This window comes from Bacillus sp. AFS018417, assembly GCF_002560985.1.
GTDB classification, from domain to species: domain Bacteria; phylum Bacillota; class Bacilli; order Bacillales; family Bacillaceae_G; genus Bacillus_A; species Bacillus_A rhizoplanae.
Genome location: NZ_NTTM01000018.1, coordinates 22,802 through 43,908, shown reverse-complemented (window position 1 = coordinate 43,908; position 21,107 = coordinate 22,802). Strand labels below are relative to the sequence as shown.

Annotated in this window: 21 protein-coding genes and 2 pseudogenes; 19 read left to right on the top strand and 4 right to left on the bottom strand. The window is 37.4% G+C overall.

Annotated elements, in window-relative coordinates; genetic code table 11:
- The first annotated feature begins 99 nt into the window (after nucleotides 1-99).
- The 8 genes from CN326_RS09605 to cuyA all read left to right on the top strand — a co-directional run bounded on the left by CN326_RS09605 (nucleotide 100) and on the right by cuyA (nucleotide 9,842).
- Entirely contained in the window at nucleotides 100-882 is a 783-nt protein-coding gene (locus tag CN326_RS09605) for a sulfite exporter TauE/SafE family protein (RefSeq protein WP_098308657.1), read from the top strand.
- A 43-nt stretch (nucleotides 883-925) separates the two neighbouring features.
- Nucleotides 926-2,125 carry an FAD/NAD(P)-binding oxidoreductase gene (locus CN326_RS09600; RefSeq protein ID WP_098308655.1) on the top strand — a complete coding sequence of 400 codons (1,200 nt, stop codon included), beginning with the start codon at nucleotides 926-928 and terminating at the stop codon, nucleotides 2,123-2,125.
- 66 nt (nucleotides 2,126-2,191) lie between these two features.
- Nucleotides 2,192-3,622 carry an MBL fold metallo-hydrolase gene (locus CN326_RS09595; protein ID WP_098308653.1) on the top strand — a complete coding sequence of 477 codons (1,431 nt, stop codon included), beginning with the start codon at nucleotides 2,192-2,194 and terminating at the stop codon, nucleotides 3,620-3,622.
- Between the two features lie 234 nt (nucleotides 3,623-3,856).
- Nucleotides 3,857-5,038: a MalY/PatB family protein gene (locus CN326_RS09590; RefSeq protein ID WP_098308651.1), complete on the top strand. Its 1,182-nt coding sequence runs from the start codon at nucleotides 3,857-3,859 to the stop codon at nucleotides 5,036-5,038.
- Between the two features lie 63 nt (nucleotides 5,039-5,101).
- Nucleotides 5,102-6,547: a sigma-54 interaction domain-containing protein gene (locus CN326_RS09585; protein ID WP_098308648.1), complete on the top strand. Its 1,446-nt coding sequence runs from the start codon at nucleotides 5,102-5,104 to the stop codon at nucleotides 6,545-6,547.
- A gap of 230 nt (nucleotides 6,548-6,777) precedes the next feature.
- The gene (locus tag CN326_RS09580) at nucleotides 6,778-8,259 is read left to right on the top strand and encodes an amino acid permease (RefSeq protein ID WP_098308646.1); all 1,482 of its coding nucleotides are present in this window, start codon (nucleotides 6,778-6,780) and stop codon (nucleotides 8,257-8,259) included.
- A gap of 95 nt (nucleotides 8,260-8,354) precedes the next feature.
- Entirely contained in the window at nucleotides 8,355-8,732 is a 378-nt protein-coding gene (locus CN326_RS09575; RefSeq protein WP_098308671.1) for a RidA family protein, read from the top strand.
- Nucleotides 8,733-8,828: 96 nt separating this feature from the next.
- Complete coding sequence (gene cuyA, locus CN326_RS09570; protein WP_098308643.1) at nucleotides 8,829-9,842, top strand: D-cysteate sulfo-lyase; 1,014 nt, start codon at nucleotides 8,829-8,831, stop codon at nucleotides 9,840-9,842.
- Nucleotides 9,843-9,943: 101 nt separating this feature from the next.
- Here cuyA and CN326_RS09565 read toward each other — a convergent pair.
- Both CN326_RS09565 and CN326_RS09560 read right to left on the bottom strand, forming a co-directional pair.
- Nucleotides 9,944-10,235 (bottom strand): annotated as a pseudogene (locus CN326_RS09565) (IS4 family transposase); the annotation flags it as partial.
- A 191-nt stretch (nucleotides 10,236-10,426) separates the two neighbouring features.
- Entirely contained in the window at nucleotides 10,427-11,182 is a 756-nt protein-coding gene (locus CN326_RS09560; protein ID WP_098308641.1) for a glycosyltransferase family 2 protein, read from the bottom strand.
- Nucleotides 11,183-11,858: 676 nt separating this feature from the next.
- On the opposite strand from CN326_RS09560, the gene CN326_RS09555 reads away from it, so the two are divergent.
- The 9 genes and pseudogenes from CN326_RS09555 to CN326_RS09515 all read left to right on the top strand — a co-directional run bounded on the left by CN326_RS09555 (nucleotide 11,859) and on the right by CN326_RS09515 (nucleotide 17,449).
- Nucleotides 11,859-12,569 (top strand): nucleotidyltransferase domain-containing protein, encoded by a 711-nt coding sequence (locus tag CN326_RS09555; RefSeq protein WP_098308669.1) that lies wholly within the window; start codon nucleotides 11,859-11,861, stop codon nucleotides 12,567-12,569.
- Between the two features lie 14 nt (nucleotides 12,570-12,583).
- On the top strand, nucleotides 12,584-13,171 hold the full coding sequence (locus CN326_RS09550; protein WP_098308639.1) for a GNAT family N-acetyltransferase: 588 nt from the start codon (nucleotides 12,584-12,586) through the stop codon (nucleotides 13,169-13,171).
- Between the two features lie 131 nt (nucleotides 13,172-13,302).
- Complete coding sequence (locus CN326_RS09545; protein ID WP_098308637.1) at nucleotides 13,303-13,785, top strand: GNAT family N-acetyltransferase; 483 nt, start codon at nucleotides 13,303-13,305, stop codon at nucleotides 13,783-13,785.
- 95 nt (nucleotides 13,786-13,880) lie between these two features.
- Nucleotides 13,881-14,381 carry a GNAT family N-acetyltransferase gene (locus tag CN326_RS09540; protein WP_098308635.1) on the top strand — a complete coding sequence of 167 codons (501 nt, stop codon included), beginning with the start codon at nucleotides 13,881-13,883 and terminating at the stop codon, nucleotides 14,379-14,381.
- 143 nt (nucleotides 14,382-14,524) lie between these two features.
- Complete coding sequence (locus CN326_RS09535; RefSeq protein WP_098308667.1) at nucleotides 14,525-14,965, top strand: exosporium protein C; 441 nt, start codon at nucleotides 14,525-14,527, stop codon at nucleotides 14,963-14,965.
- Between the two features lie 103 nt (nucleotides 14,966-15,068).
- Nucleotides 15,069-15,173: pseudogene (locus CN326_RS09530) on the top strand (multidrug resistance efflux transporter family protein); the annotation flags it as partial.
- Nucleotides 15,174-15,363: 190 nt separating this feature from the next.
- Nucleotides 15,364-16,188, top strand: coding sequence for an AAC(3) family N-acetyltransferase (locus CN326_RS09525; protein ID WP_098308633.1), 825 nt, complete (start codon nucleotides 15,364-15,366; stop codon nucleotides 16,186-16,188).
- Nucleotides 16,189-16,191: 3 nt separating this feature from the next.
- Entirely contained in the window at nucleotides 16,192-16,899 is a 708-nt protein-coding gene (locus CN326_RS09520; RefSeq protein ID WP_176524572.1) for a phosphopantothenoylcysteine decarboxylase domain-containing protein, read from the top strand.
- A 76-nt stretch (nucleotides 16,900-16,975) separates the two neighbouring features.
- Nucleotides 16,976-17,449: a tetratricopeptide repeat protein gene (locus tag CN326_RS09515; protein ID WP_098308630.1), complete on the top strand. Its 474-nt coding sequence runs from the start codon at nucleotides 16,976-16,978 to the stop codon at nucleotides 17,447-17,449.
- A 98-nt stretch (nucleotides 17,450-17,547) separates the two neighbouring features.
- Here the strand turns inward: CN326_RS09515 and CN326_RS09510 are convergent, their stop codons facing one another.
- Nucleotides 17,548-18,528: a phosphodiester glycosidase family protein gene (locus CN326_RS09510; protein WP_098308628.1), complete on the bottom strand. Its 981-nt coding sequence runs from the start codon at nucleotides 18,526-18,528 to the stop codon at nucleotides 17,548-17,550.
- A 185-nt stretch (nucleotides 18,529-18,713) separates the two neighbouring features.
- Here CN326_RS09510 and CN326_RS25045 point away from each other — a divergent pair, with 185 nt between their 5' ends.
- A complete protein-coding gene (locus CN326_RS25045; protein ID WP_098308626.1) occupies nucleotides 18,714-18,806 on the top strand; it encodes a putative holin-like toxin in 93 nt (30 codons plus the stop codon).
- Nucleotides 18,807-19,054: 248 nt separating this feature from the next.
- Here the strand turns inward: CN326_RS25045 and CN326_RS09500 are convergent, their stop codons facing one another.
- Nucleotides 19,055-19,864: an HNH endonuclease gene (locus tag CN326_RS09500; protein ID WP_098308624.1), complete on the bottom strand. Its 810-nt coding sequence runs from the start codon at nucleotides 19,862-19,864 to the stop codon at nucleotides 19,055-19,057.
- A 146-nt stretch (nucleotides 19,865-20,010) separates the two neighbouring features.
- Between CN326_RS09500 and CN326_RS09495 the strand changes: the two genes are divergently transcribed.
- Nucleotides 20,011-21,093 (top strand): AI-2E family transporter, encoded by a 1,083-nt coding sequence (locus CN326_RS09495; RefSeq protein ID WP_098308622.1) that lies wholly within the window; start codon nucleotides 20,011-20,013, stop codon nucleotides 21,091-21,093.
- Nucleotides 21,094-21,107 lie beyond the last annotated feature (14 nt).

Here is a 21,107-nt window from a genome sequence, read left to right as displayed (position 1 = left end):
CATGGTTTTTGCTTTATATAAATGATGAGTAAATAGAGAAAGGAGGGAGGAGATGAATCGTCAACTACTCTGCTTTGTTGGTGAGAGTCTCAGAAAAGAATGACAACGATTCAAGTGCTCCTCTCCATTGTGTCAGGAACTATTGTCGGATTCGTACTTGGTTTGCTCGGCGGAGGTGGATCAATTCTTGCTGTTCCTCTTTTGCTTTACGTTGTTGGTATGAATGATCCTCATGTGGTAATTGGCACGACAGCGTCAGCCGTTGCCATAAATGCCTATGCAAATCTTATTCCACATGCACGGGCCGGCCACGTGCAGTGGAAAGAGGCGATTGTTTTTGCCGTCTCTGGTGCTCTTGGTGCCTATGCGGGATCAACTATCGGAAAGCTGATACCTGGTAAACAGTTGTTGTTTCTTTTTGCCATTCTGATGATTGTTATGGCTGTAAAAATGGCTATGCCAAAGAAAACGAGGAGTCAAGCAGACGATCTTAAAAATCAAGTGAAAATGCCACAGCTGATCATCATGGCTATTCTGGTGGGACTGTTATCCGGTTTTTTCGGGATTGGCGGTGGATTTTTGATTGTTCCCGGTTTGATCTTTGCAGCGAAAATGCCGATGATTTCTGCAATTGGATCTTCCCTGGTGTCGGTCGGTACATTTGGACTTACAACAGCGGTAAGCTACAGCTTATCCGGGCTTGTAAACTGGTGGATTATGTTCGCGTTTGTTGGAGGTGGAGTTGGCGGCGGGCTGGTGGGTGCCTGGCTGGCGGCGCGCTTAAGTAAACAGCAGCGCATACTCAATTATGTATTTTCCGGTGTGGTTATGTTGGTCGCCATCTACATGCTGATTATTAATGCCGAAGTCTTAGATTTATGAGCTGTTTTACTAAAATTGAGATGAGGTGATTCGAATAGAAAATGTGAAGAATAAGACACATTACAAGATTTTGATTGTGGGCGGTGGGAGTGCCGGAATTACGGTTGCAGCCCGTTTTCTGCGTGAATCACGCCTCCTGAGTGGAAATATTGCTATCATTGATCCGGCGACGAAACATTATTATCAGCCGTTATGGACGCTTGTCGGAGCTGGCGAAGTTGATAAAACTGTCACGCAAAGGGAGGAAGCGTCCGTTATTCCGAGCGGAGCGGTGTGGGTGCAGGATGCGGTTACCACATTTCAGCCAGATGAAAATGCTGTTATAACAGCATCTGGAAAGAAACTGCACTATGAGTATCTAGTTGTTGCGGCCGGGATTCAAATTGACTGGCATAAAATCAAAGGGTTAAAAGAAAGTATTGGAAAGAATGGGGTATGTAGTAATTATTCCTATGATTATGTTGATAGCACATGGGAAGCAATTCGCACCTTCAAAGGGGGAACTTCTATCTTTACCAATCCGAACACTCCGGTGAAATGTGGTGGAGCCCCTCAAAAAATCATGTATTTGGCGGAAGATTATTTCAGAAAATCAGGAGTGCGCCCACAATCTTCAGTTATTTTTGTTTCAGGCAACCCATCCATATTCAATGTGAAAAAATATGAACAAGCATTAAACAAAATAATTGAACGAAAAGAAATCGAGACATGGTTTATGCACCATCTCATTGAAATTGATGGTGAAAAAAAACGAGCGACATTCGAAAATTTGAACACAAAAGAGCTTGTAAATATGCAATATGACATGATTCATGTGGTACCACCGATGAGCGCCCCTGATTTTATCAAGAACAGCCCGCTTGCGGCAAGTAATGGTTGGCTGAATGTAGACCAATATACGCTGCAACATCAATGCTTTGACAATGTATTTGGCATTGGGGACTGCACCAACCTGCCTACGTCGAAAACGGGGGCTGCGATTCGTAAACAAGCGCCCGTGCTTGTGCAAAATTTACTTCATCGTATGCATGCGAAACCAATGGTTCATAAATATGACGGCTATACATCTTGTCCGCTTGTTACCGGATATGGACGGCTTATACTGGCTGAATTCAATTATGATTTACAGCCGCAAGAAACCTTCCCTATTAATCAGTCACGCGAGAGGTTCAGTATGTATGTGTTGAAGAGAAACTTCCTTCCCGTTATGTATTGGAGGGGGATGCTTAAAGGTATCATGTGATCATGTTTCTGATGGTCATAACAAAACAAAATCAAAGTAGGCTAGCACTTAAAAGGAGGATGACTTATGCTACTCAAATACTTTTATGATGAGAAACTAGCTCAAGCTTCATACCTTGTGGGGTGTCAGGATACCGGCGAAGCGATCATTGTTGATCCGTCACGTAATATAGAACCTTACATAAAAACGGCAAGAGCTCATGGCGTGCGGATTGTGGGTGTAACGGAAACACACATCCACGCGGACTTTTTGTCTGGTTCGCAGGAGCTAGCTTCAAGGCTTGGAGCCACATTGTATTTGTCTGATGAAGGAGGAGCGAACTGGAGATACGAGTATGCATCTGGGTATAAACACTGTTTTTTGAGAAATGGAGATGTGTTTGCCATTGGAAATATCAATTTTGGGGTGATGCATACACCAGGACACACTCCTGAACATATATCACTGCTCGTAACAGATGGCAGTGCATCTACCAAGGAGCCGATTGGTATATTTACGGGAGATTTTGTGTTTGTCGGTGACGTGGGGCGTCCTGATTTATTAGAAAAAGCCGCAGGGGTACACGGTTCCTCAGAAAAAATGGCACGCATGATGTATCGGTCTCTACAGCAGTTTAAAAATCTTCCTGACTATCTGCAAGTATGGCCAGGACATGGAGCGGGCAGTGCCTGTGGAAAAGCGTTAGGAGCAATCCCGTCGTCAACCATCGGCTATGAAAAACAGACAAATTGGGCCTTGCAATATGAAAATGAGGATCGCTTTATAGAAGCGCTGTTGGTTGGACAGCCGGAGGCGCCCCCTTATTTTTCAATGATGAAGCGGTTGAATAAAGAGGGAACGCAGCAAATCCAAAGAATAGCGGTACCGTTTCGTATGAAGGTTTCGATAGATATTGTACAAGAATGGACGAAACAGGGCATTGTCATTGATACGCGTCCAGCCAGTGAATTTGCCGCTAAGCATATACGGGGCGTGATTAATATCCCTTATAATAAATCATTTGTAACTTGGGCGGGATGGCTGTTGGATTATAATCAGCCTATATATCTTTTAGCAAGCAATGCTGATGTGGGAGATATTGTGAATGATCTCCAGTCCATTGGATTGGATCGAATTGTTGCAACGATGGAACCATATGTCATTGAGCAGGCAGACGAGGCTGATTCGCGTGTGATGAAGTATGAAGAAGTGACAATGGACAAGATAGCTGGCGTTCTTCATACAGAACGCATATATATACTTGATGTCCGAAGCATGGGCGAGTGGGAGGAAGGCCATATTCCGCAAGCGAAGCATGTGATGCTCGGTCATCTGCAGGAACAGGCACACAACATTCCGCATGATAAACCAATTTTAGTTTATTGCAAAACTGGCGGAAGATCTGCTATCGCTGCAAGCCTTCTGCAAGTTCATGGTTTTAAAGAAGTACAAAGCCTTGTGGGCGGTTATGAGGAATGGATGAAACAGAAGAAGATGCTATCCACTAGAGATGCTTAAATGCAATCTTTGGATTTTATCATACATGCGAAAATATTTACCATGATTGCAAATTTGTTAACACTTGAAATGAAAGGGTTTTCAAAATTAGCATCGCAGTATTCGGAATTCAATCAAGAAATTCTATAAAAATAAGGCGATTTTATAAGGGGAATAAGTTGGCATGATAATTGCTTATATAAATTACGTAAAGAGGTAGGATGCATAAGCAAACATGAGAAGGAGAGATACTTGATGAAATATAACTTTGACCAAGAAATCTGTCGCTTGGGCACTGACTGCGAGAAATGGGATAGTCTTGAAAATAAATTTGGTGTAAAGGATGTTATTCCGATGTGGGTGGCCGATATGGATTTCCAGTCTCCGCAGCCTGTTATCGAAGCGTTAAAACAGCGGGTGGAGCACGGTGTATATGGCTACGCACTTAGATCAGACTCGTATATGGAATCCATTGCTGGCTGGTTAGAAAGAAGACATCGATGGTCCGTTGAAAAAGAATGGATTACCCACAGCCCAGGCGTGATTCCGGCCTTATCGTTGGCGATTCAGTCTTTTACGAAACCAGGGGACAAAATTATTATCCAACCGCCTGTATATCATCATTTTGCCCGTGTAATCGAAGCGAACGGCCGTGAAATTGTAAACAACCCGCTTATGTTTGAAAATGGGCGTTATTCCATGGATTTTGAAGATTTAGAGGCAAAGATAGATTCAACGGTAAAAATGTTGATTCTATGTAGTCCTCATAACCCAATCGGAAGGGTATGGAGCAAAGAAGAATTGACGAGATTGGGACAGCTTTGTATGAAGCATAGCATTCTTGTTGTAGCAGATGAAATTCATTTTGATTTTGTTTATAAACCACATACTCACATTCCTTTTGCGTCTATTGCAGAAGAGTTTGCGAATCACTCCCTTACCTGCATTGCGCCAAGCAAAACTTTTAACCTGATGGGTGTGCAGACGGCAAGTATTATTATTCCAAATCAGCAACTGCGCGATAGGTACGATCAAGAACTTCATACATTATCCATTGGTTCGCCAAACATATTTGGCGTTGTTGCGTTAGAGGCTGCTTACCGCTATGGAGAAGAATGGCTGGATCAACTCCTTGAATATTTGCAGGGGAATTTGGAGTACACTCTGAGTTACTTCAGCAACAATATTCCGCAAATCAACGTCATCCAGCCAGAAGGCACATACCTTGTATGGCTGGATTGCCGGGAATTGTGTTTTTCAGTTAAAGAATTGGATGAATTTATGTTACGTAGAGCACGAGTTGCAATGAATGAAGGATACATCTTCGGTATGGAAGGTGAAGGATTTATGAGGCTCAATATTGCTTGCTCGCGTTCGATGTTAAAAAATGCGCTGGGTGAAATAGAAAAAGCTGTCGCTTCTTTGTGCAAGGCTTAGTAAGTTATTTCATGATAAAATGGTTTTATTATTCCATATAACGCTATAGCAAAGGAGGATAATATGGCAGGCTTTATTGGCATACAGCAATTTATTCAAGACTACGCTGAGAACACGGCAGAAATCCTTGGTTTGGATATAACTGTGCTTGATGAAAAGGGCGTTCGCATTAGCGGGACTGGCTATTATAAAGAGCTCATTGGCAAAGCGGCTCCGGAAGGCTCCTTTTTCAGAATGATATTAGAAACAGGAGAGCCTGGAGTGATCTATGATGTAAAAAAAGATGAGTCGCAATGCATGAGTTGTAAATTCGTGAATCAATGCAAAGAACTCGCTACCATCGGTTTTCCTATTGTAAAGCAAGAAAAAACAGTTGGCGTCATCGGCATGATTGGTTTTTCCCATGAACAAAAGGAAAAAATGCTTATAGAAGCAGAGAAGCTGATACAGTTTTTAAGCAATGTCAGTATATTGTTAGTCAATAAATTAGCAATGCTGGACCTTAATAAAGAAACGGGTTGCAAAATTCAAGAGGATATCCCGACCCCTCCGAAAGCCATTTCTTTTGAAAACATTCTTGGTAAAGATTCTGGGCTTCAAGATGTGATTAAAAAAGCAAGACGGATTATAAACAGCCCATCTACTGTCCTGATTAGGGGAGATAGTGGTACGGGGAAGGAATTATTAGCCAAAGCGATACATTTTGAAAGTAAGCGCCGAATGCATTCATTTGTAGCTGTCAATTGCGCCGCCATACCTGAAAGTTTGTTGGAAAGTGAGTTGTTTGGTTATGAGGGGGGATCATTTACCGGCTCAAGACGGAATGGGAAAATAGGGAAATTCGAATTAGCGCACAATGGAACCATTTTTCTTGATGAAATTGGGGATATGCCCCTTTTTATGCAACCAAAATTATTACGGGTTTTACAGGAAAGAGAGATTGAAAGAATCGGTGGAAAAAAAGCAATCGGGATTAATGTACGGGTGATTGCGGCCACTCACCGAAACCTGGAAGAAATGGTGCAGAACGGAACCTTTCGCGAGGATTTGTACTATCGTCTCAATGTCATCCCCCTCCATACTAAACCTTTGCGAGAGCGGTGTGATGATATCGCCTTGTATCTCGAACATTTCATTCATAAACATTGCAAGATCATGCAAAGGTATCCACTGAGACTTGATCCCATGCTGGAGCAATGGCTTATACACTATGACTGGCCGGGGAATATACGGCAGCTAGAAAACGCTGTAGAATATATGGTCAATATGGCCGAATCAGATATTATCGGCTTCCATGATTTACCTGACTATGTATTTCAAAAGGATCATCTCTCAGTCGAGAGTAGGGGATTGAGTTTAGAACAAATGATTTCAGAATATGAAAAAGACGTGATCCAGAGCTACTTCCTAGCTGAAAAATATCGAAATGATAAAGAACAAATTGCTCGGGAACTACAGATTAGCCTGTCTACTCTTTATCGCAAGTTGGAAAAATATAAATTATGTTAACTTCATTAATAAGATAACTATTTTTCTTGATTAAAAGTTAATTGAAATTCAAGAGAGAGAGTGCTTATATCATTTTCTCGCCGGTATTTTTAGAGAGGGGTGAGGACAAAAGAAGGAGAGACATCTTTTTAAATAACTGAAATTTCTAAAAATTGAACAAGAGAGATAAACAGCCAGATACGCCAGCATACAAATTGTATTTGAAATATGAGTAAATAGGGGGTCATGCTATGGGGAAATTAGAAGCAGAGTTAAGTAACGTCCTTGAAAAGCGAAATTCAGACGGATCATTACAACGGAAGCTGAAATCTAGACATTTAACGATGATGGCTATTGGCGGCGCTATTGGAACGGGATTGTTTGTATCCAGCGGATCAACGATTAGCACTGCAGGGCCGGGAGGAGCGCTTGCTGCATTCATTCTGGTCGGAATCATGGTTTATTTTGTCATGAATAGTTTGGGAGAGCTATCGGCCTTCTTACCGGTCCCAGGGGCCTTTGACATCTATGCCTCAAAGTATGTTGATCCTGCGTTAGGCTTTGCGTTAGGTTGGAACTATTGGTATACAACCGCAATTACGGTTCCTGCGGATTTGGTGGCCTCTACCCTTATTATGAAGTATTGGTTTCCAAACGTATCTTCTCTTTTGTGGAGCGCACTATTTCTGGGGTTGTTGCTAATCTTAAATGTTTTATCAGTCAAGGCATTTGGGGAAAGTGAATACTGGTTTGCCAGTATTAAGGTCATCTCGATCATCGTGTTTCTCGTTATTGGGGTTGCCATGATTTTTGGGATTATGGGAGGACATGCGGTTGGGCTCAGTAACTTTACACAAGGAGATGCTCCTTTCCATGGCGGGCTTATATCTATCTTTAGTGTAGTGCTCGTTGCCGGTTTTGCATTTCAGGGAACCGAAGTGATTGCGACGGCCGCTGGTGAAACTGATAATCCATCGAAAAACGTACCAAAAGCGATTCGTTCAATCTTTTGGCGAATCCTCATCTTTTATGTGTTGACGATTTTTGTTATCGGCTTGATTATCCCTTATACAGATCCGAACCTACTTAAATCGGGCGTTCAAAATGTTTCTATCAGCCCATTCACACTCGTTCTTCAAAGAGCTGGGTTGGCATTTGCTGCTTCCGTCATGAATGCCGTGCTCCTTACGTCTGTTTTATCAGCAGCGAATTCAGCAATGTATGCGTCTTCACGTATGCTATGGGCGTTGGCGAAAGAAGGAAAGGCACCACGCATCTTTGCGCAGCTTAACCGGAAGGGAATTCCCATGTGGGCTCTATGCACGACGGCGATTTTAGGACTTGTCTCCTTTTTGGCTTCCCTTTTTGGGAATGGTTCGGTTTTTATTTGGCTAGTAAATGCTTCTGCTCTTACCGGATTTATCAAATGGTTCGGTATTGCCGTCAGTCATTACCGTTTTCGTAAGGCATATGTGGCACAAGGAAGAGATTTAAATGAATTGCCGTTCAAAGCCAAATGGTATCCGCTGGGTCCAGTTATTACGCTATTATTTTTTGTAGTTTTTATTTTGGGACAGAATCTTTTTTCCGGACATCAAATTAGCTGGGCAGAAATTCTGGCGACGTATATTGGTCTTCCTATTTTCTTGCTTCTCTGGCTTGGTTATAAAATCATTAAGAAAACAAAAGTGGTTCCTCTTATGGAATGTGATTTTGAACGTAAAGAATCATAGGGAAAGCTATGTGTAATGTACAGCGCTTATTTTCAGAGGAACATGAAACAAAATTTCGTTTAAATGAGATTATATTAAAAAAAGAGGTGGTTAATATGATAAAAGAATCAATCGTAACCAAAGAAGCTCCCAAGGCTATCGGTCCTTATTCACAAGGTATTAAAGCAGGAAATGTAGTGTATACTTCAGGGCAGCTACCAATTCATCCTGAAACCGGAGAAATGCCTGATACGATCGAGGAGCAAACAAGGATGTCATTGGAGAATCTCAAGCAAGTTATAGAAGCGGCGGGAGCAAACTTACAGCAGGTAATAAAAACAACGGTTTTTTTAAGTGATATGAATCATTTTGCTGCGATGAATCAAGTATATGGAGAATTTTTTTTCGAGAATTATCCGGCTAGAAGCGCGATTGAAGTTGCTCGTTTACCTAAAGATGCTTTAATTGAAATCGAAGCGGTTGCTATGATTTAATGATGGTAATTGAAAAGAGAACGTCAGATTGATATTCTCTTTTCTTTAATTTATATATGGCTAGTCTTAAACAGAGAATACAGGAGGAGATTTAATATGAATTTAGCCCAATTTCCTAGACGGCGATATACACCAACATATACACCCATTGAGAAATTACATCATTTTTCTGAAGTGCTTGGGGGCCCTTCCGTTTATATGAAACGAGATGATTCACTTGGGCTGACGGCTGGTGGAAATAAAACAAGAAAACTAGAGTTCCTTGTTGCCGATGCATTGGAAAAAGGTGCGGATACATTAATTACATGTGGAGGCATTCAATCAAATCATTGCCGTTTAACACTGGCCGCTGCCGTTAAAGAGAAAATGAAGTGTATACTTGTATTGGAAGAGGGGCTTTTAACAAATTCTGAGCCAGATTTTAATGGTAACTATTTTCTGTATCATTTACTGGGAGCTGAAAAGGTTAAGGTTGTGCCTAATGGGACGGACTTGATGAAAGAAATGGAGAAAGTAGCTAAAGAGGTAACGGAAGAGGGATATAAACCTTATATAATTCCGGTTGGGGGATCGAATGTCATTGGTGCAACGGGATATGTTGCCTGCGCTCAGGAGATTTTGACACAGTCCTTTGATCAAGGAGTTAATATGAATGCTGTCGTTTGTGTAAGCGGTAGCGGGGGAATGCATGCAGGTTTGGTGACTGGCTTTTATGGAAATCAAAGTAAAATACCGGTAATCGGAATAAATGTAAGCAGAGGAAAAGAGGAACAAGAAGAGAAAGTTTTTCAGCTTGTTAAAGAAACTTCAGCACACATTGGCATACCAAATTCAATCCCTCGTGAGGCTGTTACGTGTTTTGATGAGTATGTAGGACCAGGTTATGCTTTGCCTACGCCTGAAATGGTGGAAGCTGTCAAGCTCATGGCAAGAACAGAAGGGATTTTGCTGGATCCGGTATATACAGGTAAAGCAGCAGCGGGACTCATTGATTTAATACAAACAGGCATCTTTAAGCCGGACGATAACATCCTATTTGTGCACTCTGGCGGTGCCTCAGCGTTATACGCCAATACTTCGCTCTTTGCCCATTCAGCTAAGCTTAATTAAGAATAAATTCAACTAGATTTTTTTTCGCTTTCTAAATAATTAATATAAACTATTTAAAAATTTGCATACAAATAAATCCTATCGGGTTTCGATCTTTTTATTTAAGCTACATTATTACGAAATACGGAATAGTTATATATGACCCCCAAGATATCAAAGACTGTTTTCTTCTCGTAACGATGAGACTTTCGTCCATTTTTATGCAAGAGATTGAACAAACAAAGAAAGGTCTTTGATAGTTCTTGGGTGTTTTTATTGTAGAGATTGATATATAAGTAGGTAGTAATCTTTGATGATATGGACTGTTTTGTATTCACTTTGCTCTTGTTTCTTCTTAATGAGGAGTAGTTGATGTATTTTGTACATAGTAGAGGAACAAAGAAGAATGCTAATATGATTTTTTTATTTATCACGTTTTGAATACATACTTTTCTAGTTGTCTTTGAAAAAAATAAGTAAGTTGCGATAATTTCAATAAAATCAAGGGAATGAGTGTAAACTTCTATACAAAAGTTTACATTTTATTTATTTTGTTTCACTAGTTCATTTGATGATGATTTGTTTAGGAATCTTCACAGTTATCTTTATTGGTTATCATAATATGTTTTATCTGCGTATTTTTTATCATTTCCTTTTAGATAGGCTAGGATTATTTTTGGATTTTTAAGTAAAGCCCAGTCTCCATATTTATCAAATCTTCTGCATGAAGTTATCATTCCATTTTTAATTGTACCGAATTTCTTATTATTTTGTTTTCCCCATTCTTTTAACCGTTTAGCGAAATCTGCATCTTCTGCCATAAGCATGTTTTCATTAAATCCGTTGATTGCCATAAAGTCTTTTCTATAGCACCAAAAAATCCCTACAGATATAGCTCCATACTTAAAAAATAAGGGGATTATTATTAATATTGCGGAAACGAATATTCCTAAAGATATTCTTTCAAACTTTCCAGTTACTCCGCCGCCAATGTATTTACCTGAAGCTAAATATTTGTCTGTATTAGACAACATAGACTCTGTCATTTGGCTATCAGCATCTATAGTGATGATTATTTCTCCGCTAGCTATTTCGGCCCCTGCATTTCGGATCTTGGATAAGTTTTTATCGTTATTTTTTAATGTAATACAGTTATACGACTTTGCTAGTTCCTCTGTTTTATCTGTGCAACGATTTAAAACAACTATGACTTCAGTTTGATCTTTATATGCCTCTGATGCTTTTGCAATTGAATCCAAACATTTTCTAATGTACTTTTCTTCATTGTGTGCAGGGATTATAATAGAAAACTTCACATCTTTTTTTAAATCGACTCCGGAAGATTCGTTTGTTTCAGTCATAATACTCACCCCTTTTTATAAAGTGAATCTTTACTATATATAACATATATTAACATTTATAGAGTTGTATTATCGAAAATGAAAGTAAACTATTAATAAAAAGTTTACATTGTCTTTTAATCTCTAATAAAAACCTTGTATTGTTAATTCATCCATATTTTATAAATCAAACATATATAATTTCACGTACCATAAAAAATATGTAAATTAAATTTCAGAAATAGGTATACTAACATATCATAAATCTTTCTACAACTAAAATGAAAACCTTCAGCTAAACTGAGCGGTTAAAGAGAGGGAAAAGTGCATGCCACCGTAGTCTAATAAAATATAGTTTTAGTAGACAGCAAGCTGTATAGGATCATTAAGAGTTTGTCCGAGGTAACTTAAGATGTACCTATACAAATGTGATAATTTCAAAATGAAGATTTAGTTGCAATCAGTGGGAAATTTGTCATTCTTTTATTAATGGTTGGCTGTACCAAGAGGAATTTTACTGCCTAAACAATGATTAAGAGGAGTAACATTTTGGGTACATATTTTTTATAATTTCACATACCATATTTTTTTATAAAAAATAGGAAAAAAGAAATAGACGTCGAATATATCGTAAGTGTTAGATAAAAGCCAGAGAGAGCCAAAAAATAAAAACGAAATATGAGGGATATATATGAAAATGGGGCCAATGGAGGCAGCTAAACAAGTTCTAGCATCTCAATTTCCAACATGTGATGCGGCTCTTTTAGGAGGAAGCATTGCAAGGGGAGAGGGAACGAAAACTTCGGATCTAGATATTATTATTTTTGATGGCAAGCTTCCGTCTGCATATCGTGAATCTTTCATAGCTCACGGGTGGCCTATTGAGGTGTTTGTGCACAACTTTACATCTTATAAAGATTTTTTTGCGAGTGATTGTAAACGTGGTCGTCCTTCTTTGCCACAGCTTGTTGTGGAAGGAATTGTGTTAAAAGATACAAAGGGCATCATACCAGCTATAAAAAAAGAAGCGCAGTACCTATTGGAAAAGGGGCCAAAACCTTGGACAAAAGAAATGATACAGCAGAAACGTTATTTTATTACAGATGTGTTAGACGACCTTATTGGTGCAGCAAAACGAGAAGATGAATTGTTTATCGTAAGTCATCTTGCGACTCTCCTTCATGAGTTTATTTTACGAATGAATAATTGTTGGATGGGACAATCGAAGTGGTTTATGAAGACATTGAAGAAATATGATGAACAGTTTGCCGAAGAGTTTGTAGCAGTGTTTGAACAATTTTATAAAACAGGCGAGAAAGAGCAAGTGATTGTATTTGTGAATGGTATTTTAGACATGTACGGAGGAAGGCTCTTTGATGGTTTTTGTATTGGGAAGGTTGAAAAGTGAGGAGCAATTACACAATGAATTTACCAAATATTCAATTAAGGGAATTAACATTAGATGATATAGAAGACCGCTATCAATGGTCATTAGATAAAGAGGTAACGAGATATTTAGTAGTTCCAGATCAATATCCACCATTCACATGTGAAGATACAAGAAGATGGATTGAAATGTGTATCAATCGAACAAATGGGTATGAACAAAGAGCGATTTGTTCTGAGGAAGGTGTGCATATTGGCTGGGTAGACTTAAAAAATTTTGATAAAGCAAATAAAAATGCAGAACTAGGAATTGCGATTGGAGATAAGCGATATTGGGGACAAGGATATGGGATAGCAGCATTATATCAAATGCTGCAAGTTGGCTTTGAACAATTCAAATTAGAAAAAATTTGGCTGCGAGTAGATGCAGACAATACGAAAGCAATGAAAAGTTATGAAAGAGCTGGATTTGTATGTGAAGGATTAATGAGAAAAGATCGACTGAGACGAGGAGAATTTGTTGATCGTTATCGTTTTAGTATGCTGAAAGAGGAGTTTATGGAAATGCTACGGAGTGATAACAGTTATATACTATCAAAAATAATAAAGTATCTATTGAAGTAATAAATACATGGCCAGAAACATTACATTTTAAACAATATTCGTATTCTATTACATTGAAACATACACCAGAATTTCTAGACTCTATTCAGAAACATTTACCTTTATCTTTGTAGAATAAGGAGGAACTTGAAATGAAGGGAACTACTTTAAATGTAGAGAAAAATAATGGTTATTTTATTTCAACAAATAAAGATTTGTTGCAGATTGATATAATTCATAGTTTTCTCAGTAATGATTCCTATTGGGCAAAAGGAATGCATAAAGAATTAGTTGTAGAAGCGATTAGAAACTCGCCGCTTTGTTATGGTGTATATGATAGCGAAACGAATCAACAAGTAGGTTTTGCAAGAGTCATCACAGATTTTGTTCGCTTTTCTTGGTTAGCAGATGTCTTTATTTTACCTGCATATAGAGGAAAAGGATTAAGCAAGTGGTTAATAGAGGTAATTGTAAAACATCCAAAGCTGAAAGGCACCCGCTTTATGTTAGTTACACAAGATGCTCATACGTTATACGAGCAGTATGGATTTGAGAAAATTACAGAACCAGAGAAATTCATGATAAGAAAGTTAAACATGGGAGTTGTTATAGAAAGCTATGGATTAGAGTTATAATACAAAATACATATAATAATATTATGTAAACTTTAAATTTTTAATGACATAAAAGGAAAATATCTAATTTTGCATAAAAGAAGGGAAATAGCATAATGATTAGAATCTTAACTGAAACTGATGCGGAAAAGTATTGGAATTTACGTTTAGAAGCATTGCAGAAAAACTCAGAGGCATACGTTACTACATATGAAGAAGCCATTCAAAAGAAAGAACCAATCAAGCAAGCGGCACAAAATTTACGAGCAGAAGGTAACTATACGTTCGGGACCTTTGATGAGGAGAATAACCTAGTGGGAATTGTAACACTATTAACAGAATCAAGAGCAGCACTCCGCCATAAAGGACACATCGTAGGGATGTATGTAAGTTCTCAAAGCAGAGGAAGAGGGTATGCACGTAATCTAATACGCGAAATCGTGAAAAAGGCAAAGACTCTAAATATAGAACAAATTGGTTTATCGGTTGTTTCTGACAATATTGGGGCTAAAAAATTATATCATTCAATTGGATTTGAAACGTATGGTGTAGAAAAAAAGGCATTGAAAATTGGTGAAATATATCGGGATGAAGAATATATGGTGTTATTTTTATAAGAAATATACATAAAAAAGTGAAGTAGATTCAATTGGCTTAGCTAATGTTTTTATAATATTAAAAAATTGAAAGAATAATAGATATCCAAGCAAACTCTATCTCTATCACATATTTTAAAATAGAGGTAGAGGAGGTGACTAGGATAGTTCGAATTATTGATTACCAAGCAACAGAGCTGCTTCGTAAGATAGATGAAACAAAAGCTTTTAATATTCCACAATCTCCAAAAAAAGTTAAATTAGCAGAACTACGTGTTCATATTCCGCGAAAACATGTGCGCGAAAATCATGTGGAACTGATTTTCACTGTTGGTATAAAAGGGATTACTGGTATCGCTCAAGTTGTGTTTAGAATTTTTCGTGATGATCAAGAAATCTTTGTGTCTCAACAAGGGATAGAATCTAATGACTCAGAACAATTTTATACCGTAACATTTCAAGCTATAGACAAGAATCTAAAACCTGGTTCTCATATGTATCGTGTAACTGCTGAGAATATTACTAATAATACAACAGCAGCTGTTGTCGGACCACTGTCTTTTAGTGCTTTAGCTATAGCAAACGACCATGATCGTGATGAATAATATATAATGAATATAAATTGGGATATTGTGTAGGGGGGCTTCTCCCTTCCTTTTGCTAATGAAAGCAGGATTATAATAAAATTATTATTATCAGTCCTCATTTCCGTCGACTATGTCTTGGATTGGAATGAGCCTTGTTATAGTTGGGCTGATTTTACATAGTTATGTGACGTTTATGGAGAAAAAAGAGGAAAAAATAACAGTTTGAGAAGATGATCTTAAATGGTCATCTTTTTTATATTGTATAAAAGAGAGGTTATGTATGAAAACAACCATTCATACTCTCTTTGTATTTTGAGGTGTTCTTTTAGTTTTTGTTAAATATTAAGAAAAATATGATAATATGGAAATGGGATATACAAGAAATTATATTTCCTATATAGCATGGAGGATTTTTTATGAATATAAACGACATAATTGCAAGAACAAAAATACCAAATACGATTCATACAATTGCAAATGATTTGCGAAAGTTAGGTGTTACAGAAGGAATGACAGTTATTGTACATTCATCTCTTAGCTCAATTGGCTGGGTAAGCGGAGGGGCTTTGGCTGTAGTAGAAGCTTTAATGGAAGTTGTTACAGAAGAGGGAACAATTATTATGCCAACGCAAACGAGTGATTTATCTGATCCGAAAAATTGGCAAAGACCACCTGTTCCAGAAAGTTGGTGGGAAATTATTCGTGACAATGTACCCCCGTTTCATCCAGAGACAACGCCAACGCGAAGTATGGGGAAAGTAGTGGAATGTTTTCGTACTTATCCAAATACAAAGAGAAGTAATCATCCTTTACATAGTTTTGCAGCGTGGGGAAAGAATGCCGAACAAATTACCGAAAATCACAAGCTTTCTCCTAGTTTTGGAGAACAGTCACCTTTGCAAAAAATGTATGATTTAGATGGATATATATTGCTAATTGGGGTGGATCATGATTCAAATACATCACTTCATTTATCTGAAGTTCATGCGCAATATCGAGATAAAGTACAAATTGGGGCACCGATTATTGAAAATGGAGTTCGTATATGGAAAGAGTATGAGGAATTCGAATATGATTCTGATGACTTTAAGCCGCTAGGAAAGGCATTTGATGAAACAGGAGCGGTTACATATGGAACGATTGGAAATGCATCATGTAAATTAATGAGACAACGAAAAGTCGTCGATTTTGGAACAGAGTGGTTTTTAGAGCAAAAGAAAAAGAAGAAAATATATAAGTAAAGGATGGAGAACATGAAGGGAAAAAAGGTACTAATTACAAGTGGCGGCTGTTTAGAAAAGTGGGATGAGGTACGAGGACATACGAATTTATCGACAGGAAGAATGGGAAGAGTTCTTGCAGAAGAAGCTTTGAAAGCAGGGGCTTCGGTTATATATTTACACGGCTATTTTGCAGAAAAACCTGAAGTGAATGATAATCTTTCATCCTATTCTTTTGAAGGGATTGTTGATTTACAAGATAAAATGAAACAAATAATTACAAGTGAAAAAATAGATATTGTGATTATGGCAGCGGCTGGCTCAGACTGGATTGTTGATAAAATTGTCGATCGAGACGGAAATGTAATGAATGAAATAGGTAAGTTATCAAGCGATATGCCGCCGGTTATTCATTTTAAGAAAGCTCCAAAGGTATTAGCACAAATTAAACAATGGGATCCAAATGTTGTATTAGCTGGATTTAAATTAGAAAGCGGTGTAAATCAACAAGAATTAGTAAATAGAGCACAAGCTCGAATGAAAGGTTCACAAGCAGATTTCATGGTTGCGAATGCTTCGGATGCGCTATATACCTATGAAACGAATCACTACATTATTTCCAAAGATGGTGAAGTGCAAGTGTGTAACGATAAAACAGATACAGCAAGAAGTCTTATTCATAAAATTGCACTGATGCATTCTGAAAAAGAAGAAGCACTCATTCATTATTGATGGATAAGTGGGAACATATGTATATGTTATGAAAAAATGCTATAGCGTATATTGATCGAAATGAGAGGACGAGAGGATGGAAAATTTATTAAAAAAAGCAATCCAACTGCGCAATGAGAAGAAGTTTGTTCAGTCCAGAGAGATATTGTTGAGTTTAATAAACTTTACGCAAAATCCGGAAGTTTTGTATCAATGTGCATGGACGCATGATGCGATGGGAATGGAAACGGAAGCAGTTCCATATTACGAGAGAGCTATTGAACTAGGACTAGAAGGAGAAAGTTTGCGAGGTGCATATATCGGTTTAGGAAGTACATATCGGTGTATTGGGGAATATGATCAAGCGATTGCTACATTAGAGTCGGGAATAGAACGTTATCCAGATGATGATGCCATGAAAGTGTTTTTATCGATGGCAAAGTATAATATACAATCTCACGAAGAGGCGATGAAACTCCTGCTAGATGTGGTGGTGAAAACAGAAAATGTAAAAACATATGCAAAAGCAATTACATTTTATAAAGAGCGGTTAAATGAAACCTTTAAATAAAATGGTAGAATTACAAGTAAATAACTACCGGCCGAAAGGTGCAACATTCAGTCGGTAGTTAAGAATACTGAATAAACAGCGTCCTTTAAGAGTGCTGTTTATTTCGGAATGATTACAAATGCATTTGGAAGATATCGCATTCCCACGGAAGTTTCAGTTGCGGGTTTAAGCTGTAATTCTCCTTTATAAATCATCGTTGAAGAACCTCCACCGTCTAAGGCAAATGCATCTATACATCCATATTTTTTGAACAGGGATACCATATCTCTCATAGAAGCACCACGATGATTCTTGTTCCAATAAAATCTTCCGTCTGTTACAATCATTATTACATTCCCTTGTGAATCTTGTCCGATTCCTGTTCGAGGTGCCCAGCCGTATGCTTCTTCAACTTGATCCGTCACCATATCTTTTCCGTCCACAACTAGTTGCGGTCCGAATGTGACAGCTTGTGTTACGTTCATATGTTTTAACTCATTAATGGAGTATGTTCCTGTAATGAATTGTCCTTTGTTTGTGAATCCACAAACAACATTACGTGCATCTCGACTAAATCCAGGCTCCGAACGAATAACGCCATCAGAAATTGCAATCCCTATGACTTCTCCGCCGCGCCCAACACCTCCTGGATCTTTAAATCCACCTGCGTTGATACCTCCAATAGCTCCATTTTGTTCAATGAGCTCAGATAATGGTTGTCCCTGGTTATGATATTTGGAACTTACTAAATGAATGGTAGTCGGATCGTTAACCTTCATTATTTTTGCTGTGAAATGTGGATCTTCGAGCGTTTCAACAGTTACAGATAAAGGGTGTTTTTTACGCGACAACGAAAAATTGGGAAGTTTTGATTTTTGGGTGGACGGTGCATAAATAGCAGTGTTCAATTGCTGAATTTCATTTTTTGACAAAAGTAATCTTGCGAATTGCGGGTGTTGTGATGACAGTATAGATCCTCCGATCATTTCGCGAAGTTTATGGCCAGCGCTTGTACCGTACAACCAAATCACTCCTCCTGCCAGGACAATGAGGAGTACGAGACTTATTCGTTTTATTCCCTTTTTTATCCGTATTTGCATATGAATACCTTCTTTTTTTCATAGTATGTCACATTTGTTATTTTTCAACACAATTAAAAAACCGGTAAGTATAAAGCTTACCGGTTTTCGTCGTAAAAATTAGAAAAATATGATAAAATAAAAGGGTAACTCATGGTCAGGGTGGTTGTTCCATTATCACTTCTCTAATGAAGGGAGGTGATAATTTGAGCGAACTTTCGTTACTTTTGCAAGGTGGTCTCTTTCTCATTGCATTGTTGACGTTTGTTGTGTTATTAATTGACAAGCTCAAAAAATAACAACCCACTCTACGCCAATAGAAGGTGGGTTGTTCAATTCATAAGAAACAAATAGGATAATGAATAATCCACTCTGATGAGTTATATGGGACTAGTGTGTTGCCGCACACTAGTCTTTTTCTATTCATATGCTAATTTGATTTATTTATGTGATTGTATCGCTCTTTTCATTATTATTATAGCATAATCCTGTTTATGTAAGAAAGGAGACCGTATGTTCTTATTTTTGTAATCATATCGCTTGTTTTTTAAGATTGAATTCCGCTTGTTGTTTTAAATAATCCATTCATATATTCTTTTAAACTCTTTTTGTAAAACTCTTGATTGATTGTATCATTTACACCAACAATTGGCGACGGAAGGTCATATGTTTTTTGAGAAAGGTGAACAACGACATCGAACACATCAAAGAAGCGAATAAAACAGAATAATCCATCTTTGTCACTTAATAAGATAAAATAATGATTTTGGCAATCGGTATTTAATGTGTTCCACAATGAACTTTTGCTTAAATCTCGTACAATATTTCTATCTTTTAATTCTATAAAATCTACATTGAATAAAATATTAGAAATGGCAACTGCATCTGGATCATGAAAATAGCCATCTATTGTATGTACAGCAAATAAATAAGCCATTTTCAATAAACTCATTTTATATTTGCGATTATCAAGCAGTAATTCGCGTTGAATGGAACCGGAAACTTTTTTTACTCGTTCTTCTTTCCATATTTCATCATGAAGTGAGATATCATGTCTTTGACATAGTTTCATAATAAGGGAATTTGAAAATTGAAATTCGTCGGTATCAGTTTCATCATTTGTATATTCTTCATCATATATATCTAGAAGAGGGGAATCAATTTGATGTTTAAGTTGATCAATTTTATACTGTATTAATTTATGGCTAATTAATGGACGATCTACATTTGTTACTATTCTTTCATGACATGTTTCACACACTGTATCGATATAGTAATATCCACATAACATTTCTGGAATAACATATTGTTCTATACATTGTTTTTCTTTTTCTCTACATATACTACATACCGTCATACCTATCACCTTTTAGTTGTAAATTTTTATATGTCTTTATTGTAGTGTATTTATTTATGTTTTGGAATAAAGAACGAAGAAATAGCATGTAAAATTTTGTTTTGATTTGTTACAATGAGAGGAGAAATTTAAAAGGAGGCTTTTTTTTGAAATCGAAAGCTCATTTTTGGACATTAGAAGTGCTGATGGTTGTAACGATAATTTTTATCTGTACAAAAATTTCGTTTTTATTTCAGCCAATCGGCATTTTTATCTCCACATTGTTTTTCCCTATTTTAATTGCTTTATTTCTTTATTTTATGTTTAATCCAGTTCTTGTTTTTTTAGAGAACAAAAAGGTGCCGCGTAATTTAGCAATTTTGCTACTGTATGTGTTCATTATTGCATTAATAGCTGTGGGGATTGGTGTTGTGGTTCCAACTCTTTCTCAGCAGCTTATGGATTTAGTAACAAATATGCCGATTTATATTAAGGAGGCGACAGAATACATAACAGATTTATCACATCATAGGTTATTTCAATGGATTACAACACAAGATTATGTTTCACTAGATGTGATAGAAAAGAATGCTCTTCATTATTTGAAAGAGATACCAAATACGCTTACATCGAGTGCGACTGTATTATTTGGTATTATTACAAACCTTGCATTAATTATTTTCACAGTTCCATTTATTTTGTTTTATATGTTTAAAGATGGACATAAATTTCCTGGAGCAGCAGTTCGTTTTTTACCAGAGGCGTATCATGAAGAAGGGCGTCATGTTTTAAAAGAAATGAATGAAACCCTTGCTGCATACATTCAAGGTCAATCGATGGTTTGTTTATTTGTTGGGGCTTTCACATTTGTCGGTTATTTAATTATCGGAATGCCATATGCTTTTGTTTTAGGAGTTGTGGCAGCAGTTACGAATATCATTCCAAACTTAGGTCCGTTTATTGGGGCGGCACCTGCGGTTATTGTTGGACTATTTGTATCACCGATGCAAGCGTTATGGGTTATTGTTATCGTAACGATTGTTCAGCAATTTGAAAGTAATATTCTATCACCGCGAATCATGAGCGAAAAATTAAACATTCATCCGTTAACGGTTATCGTGTTGATTCTTGGTGTCGGAAATTTTGCAGGAATTATCGGGATGATTTTAGCTGTACCAACATATGCTGTGACGAAAACAGTCGTTTTAAATGTAGTAAGGCTATTTCAATTGAAAAAAAATAAGAAGTAGAAAAAAGACCAGTT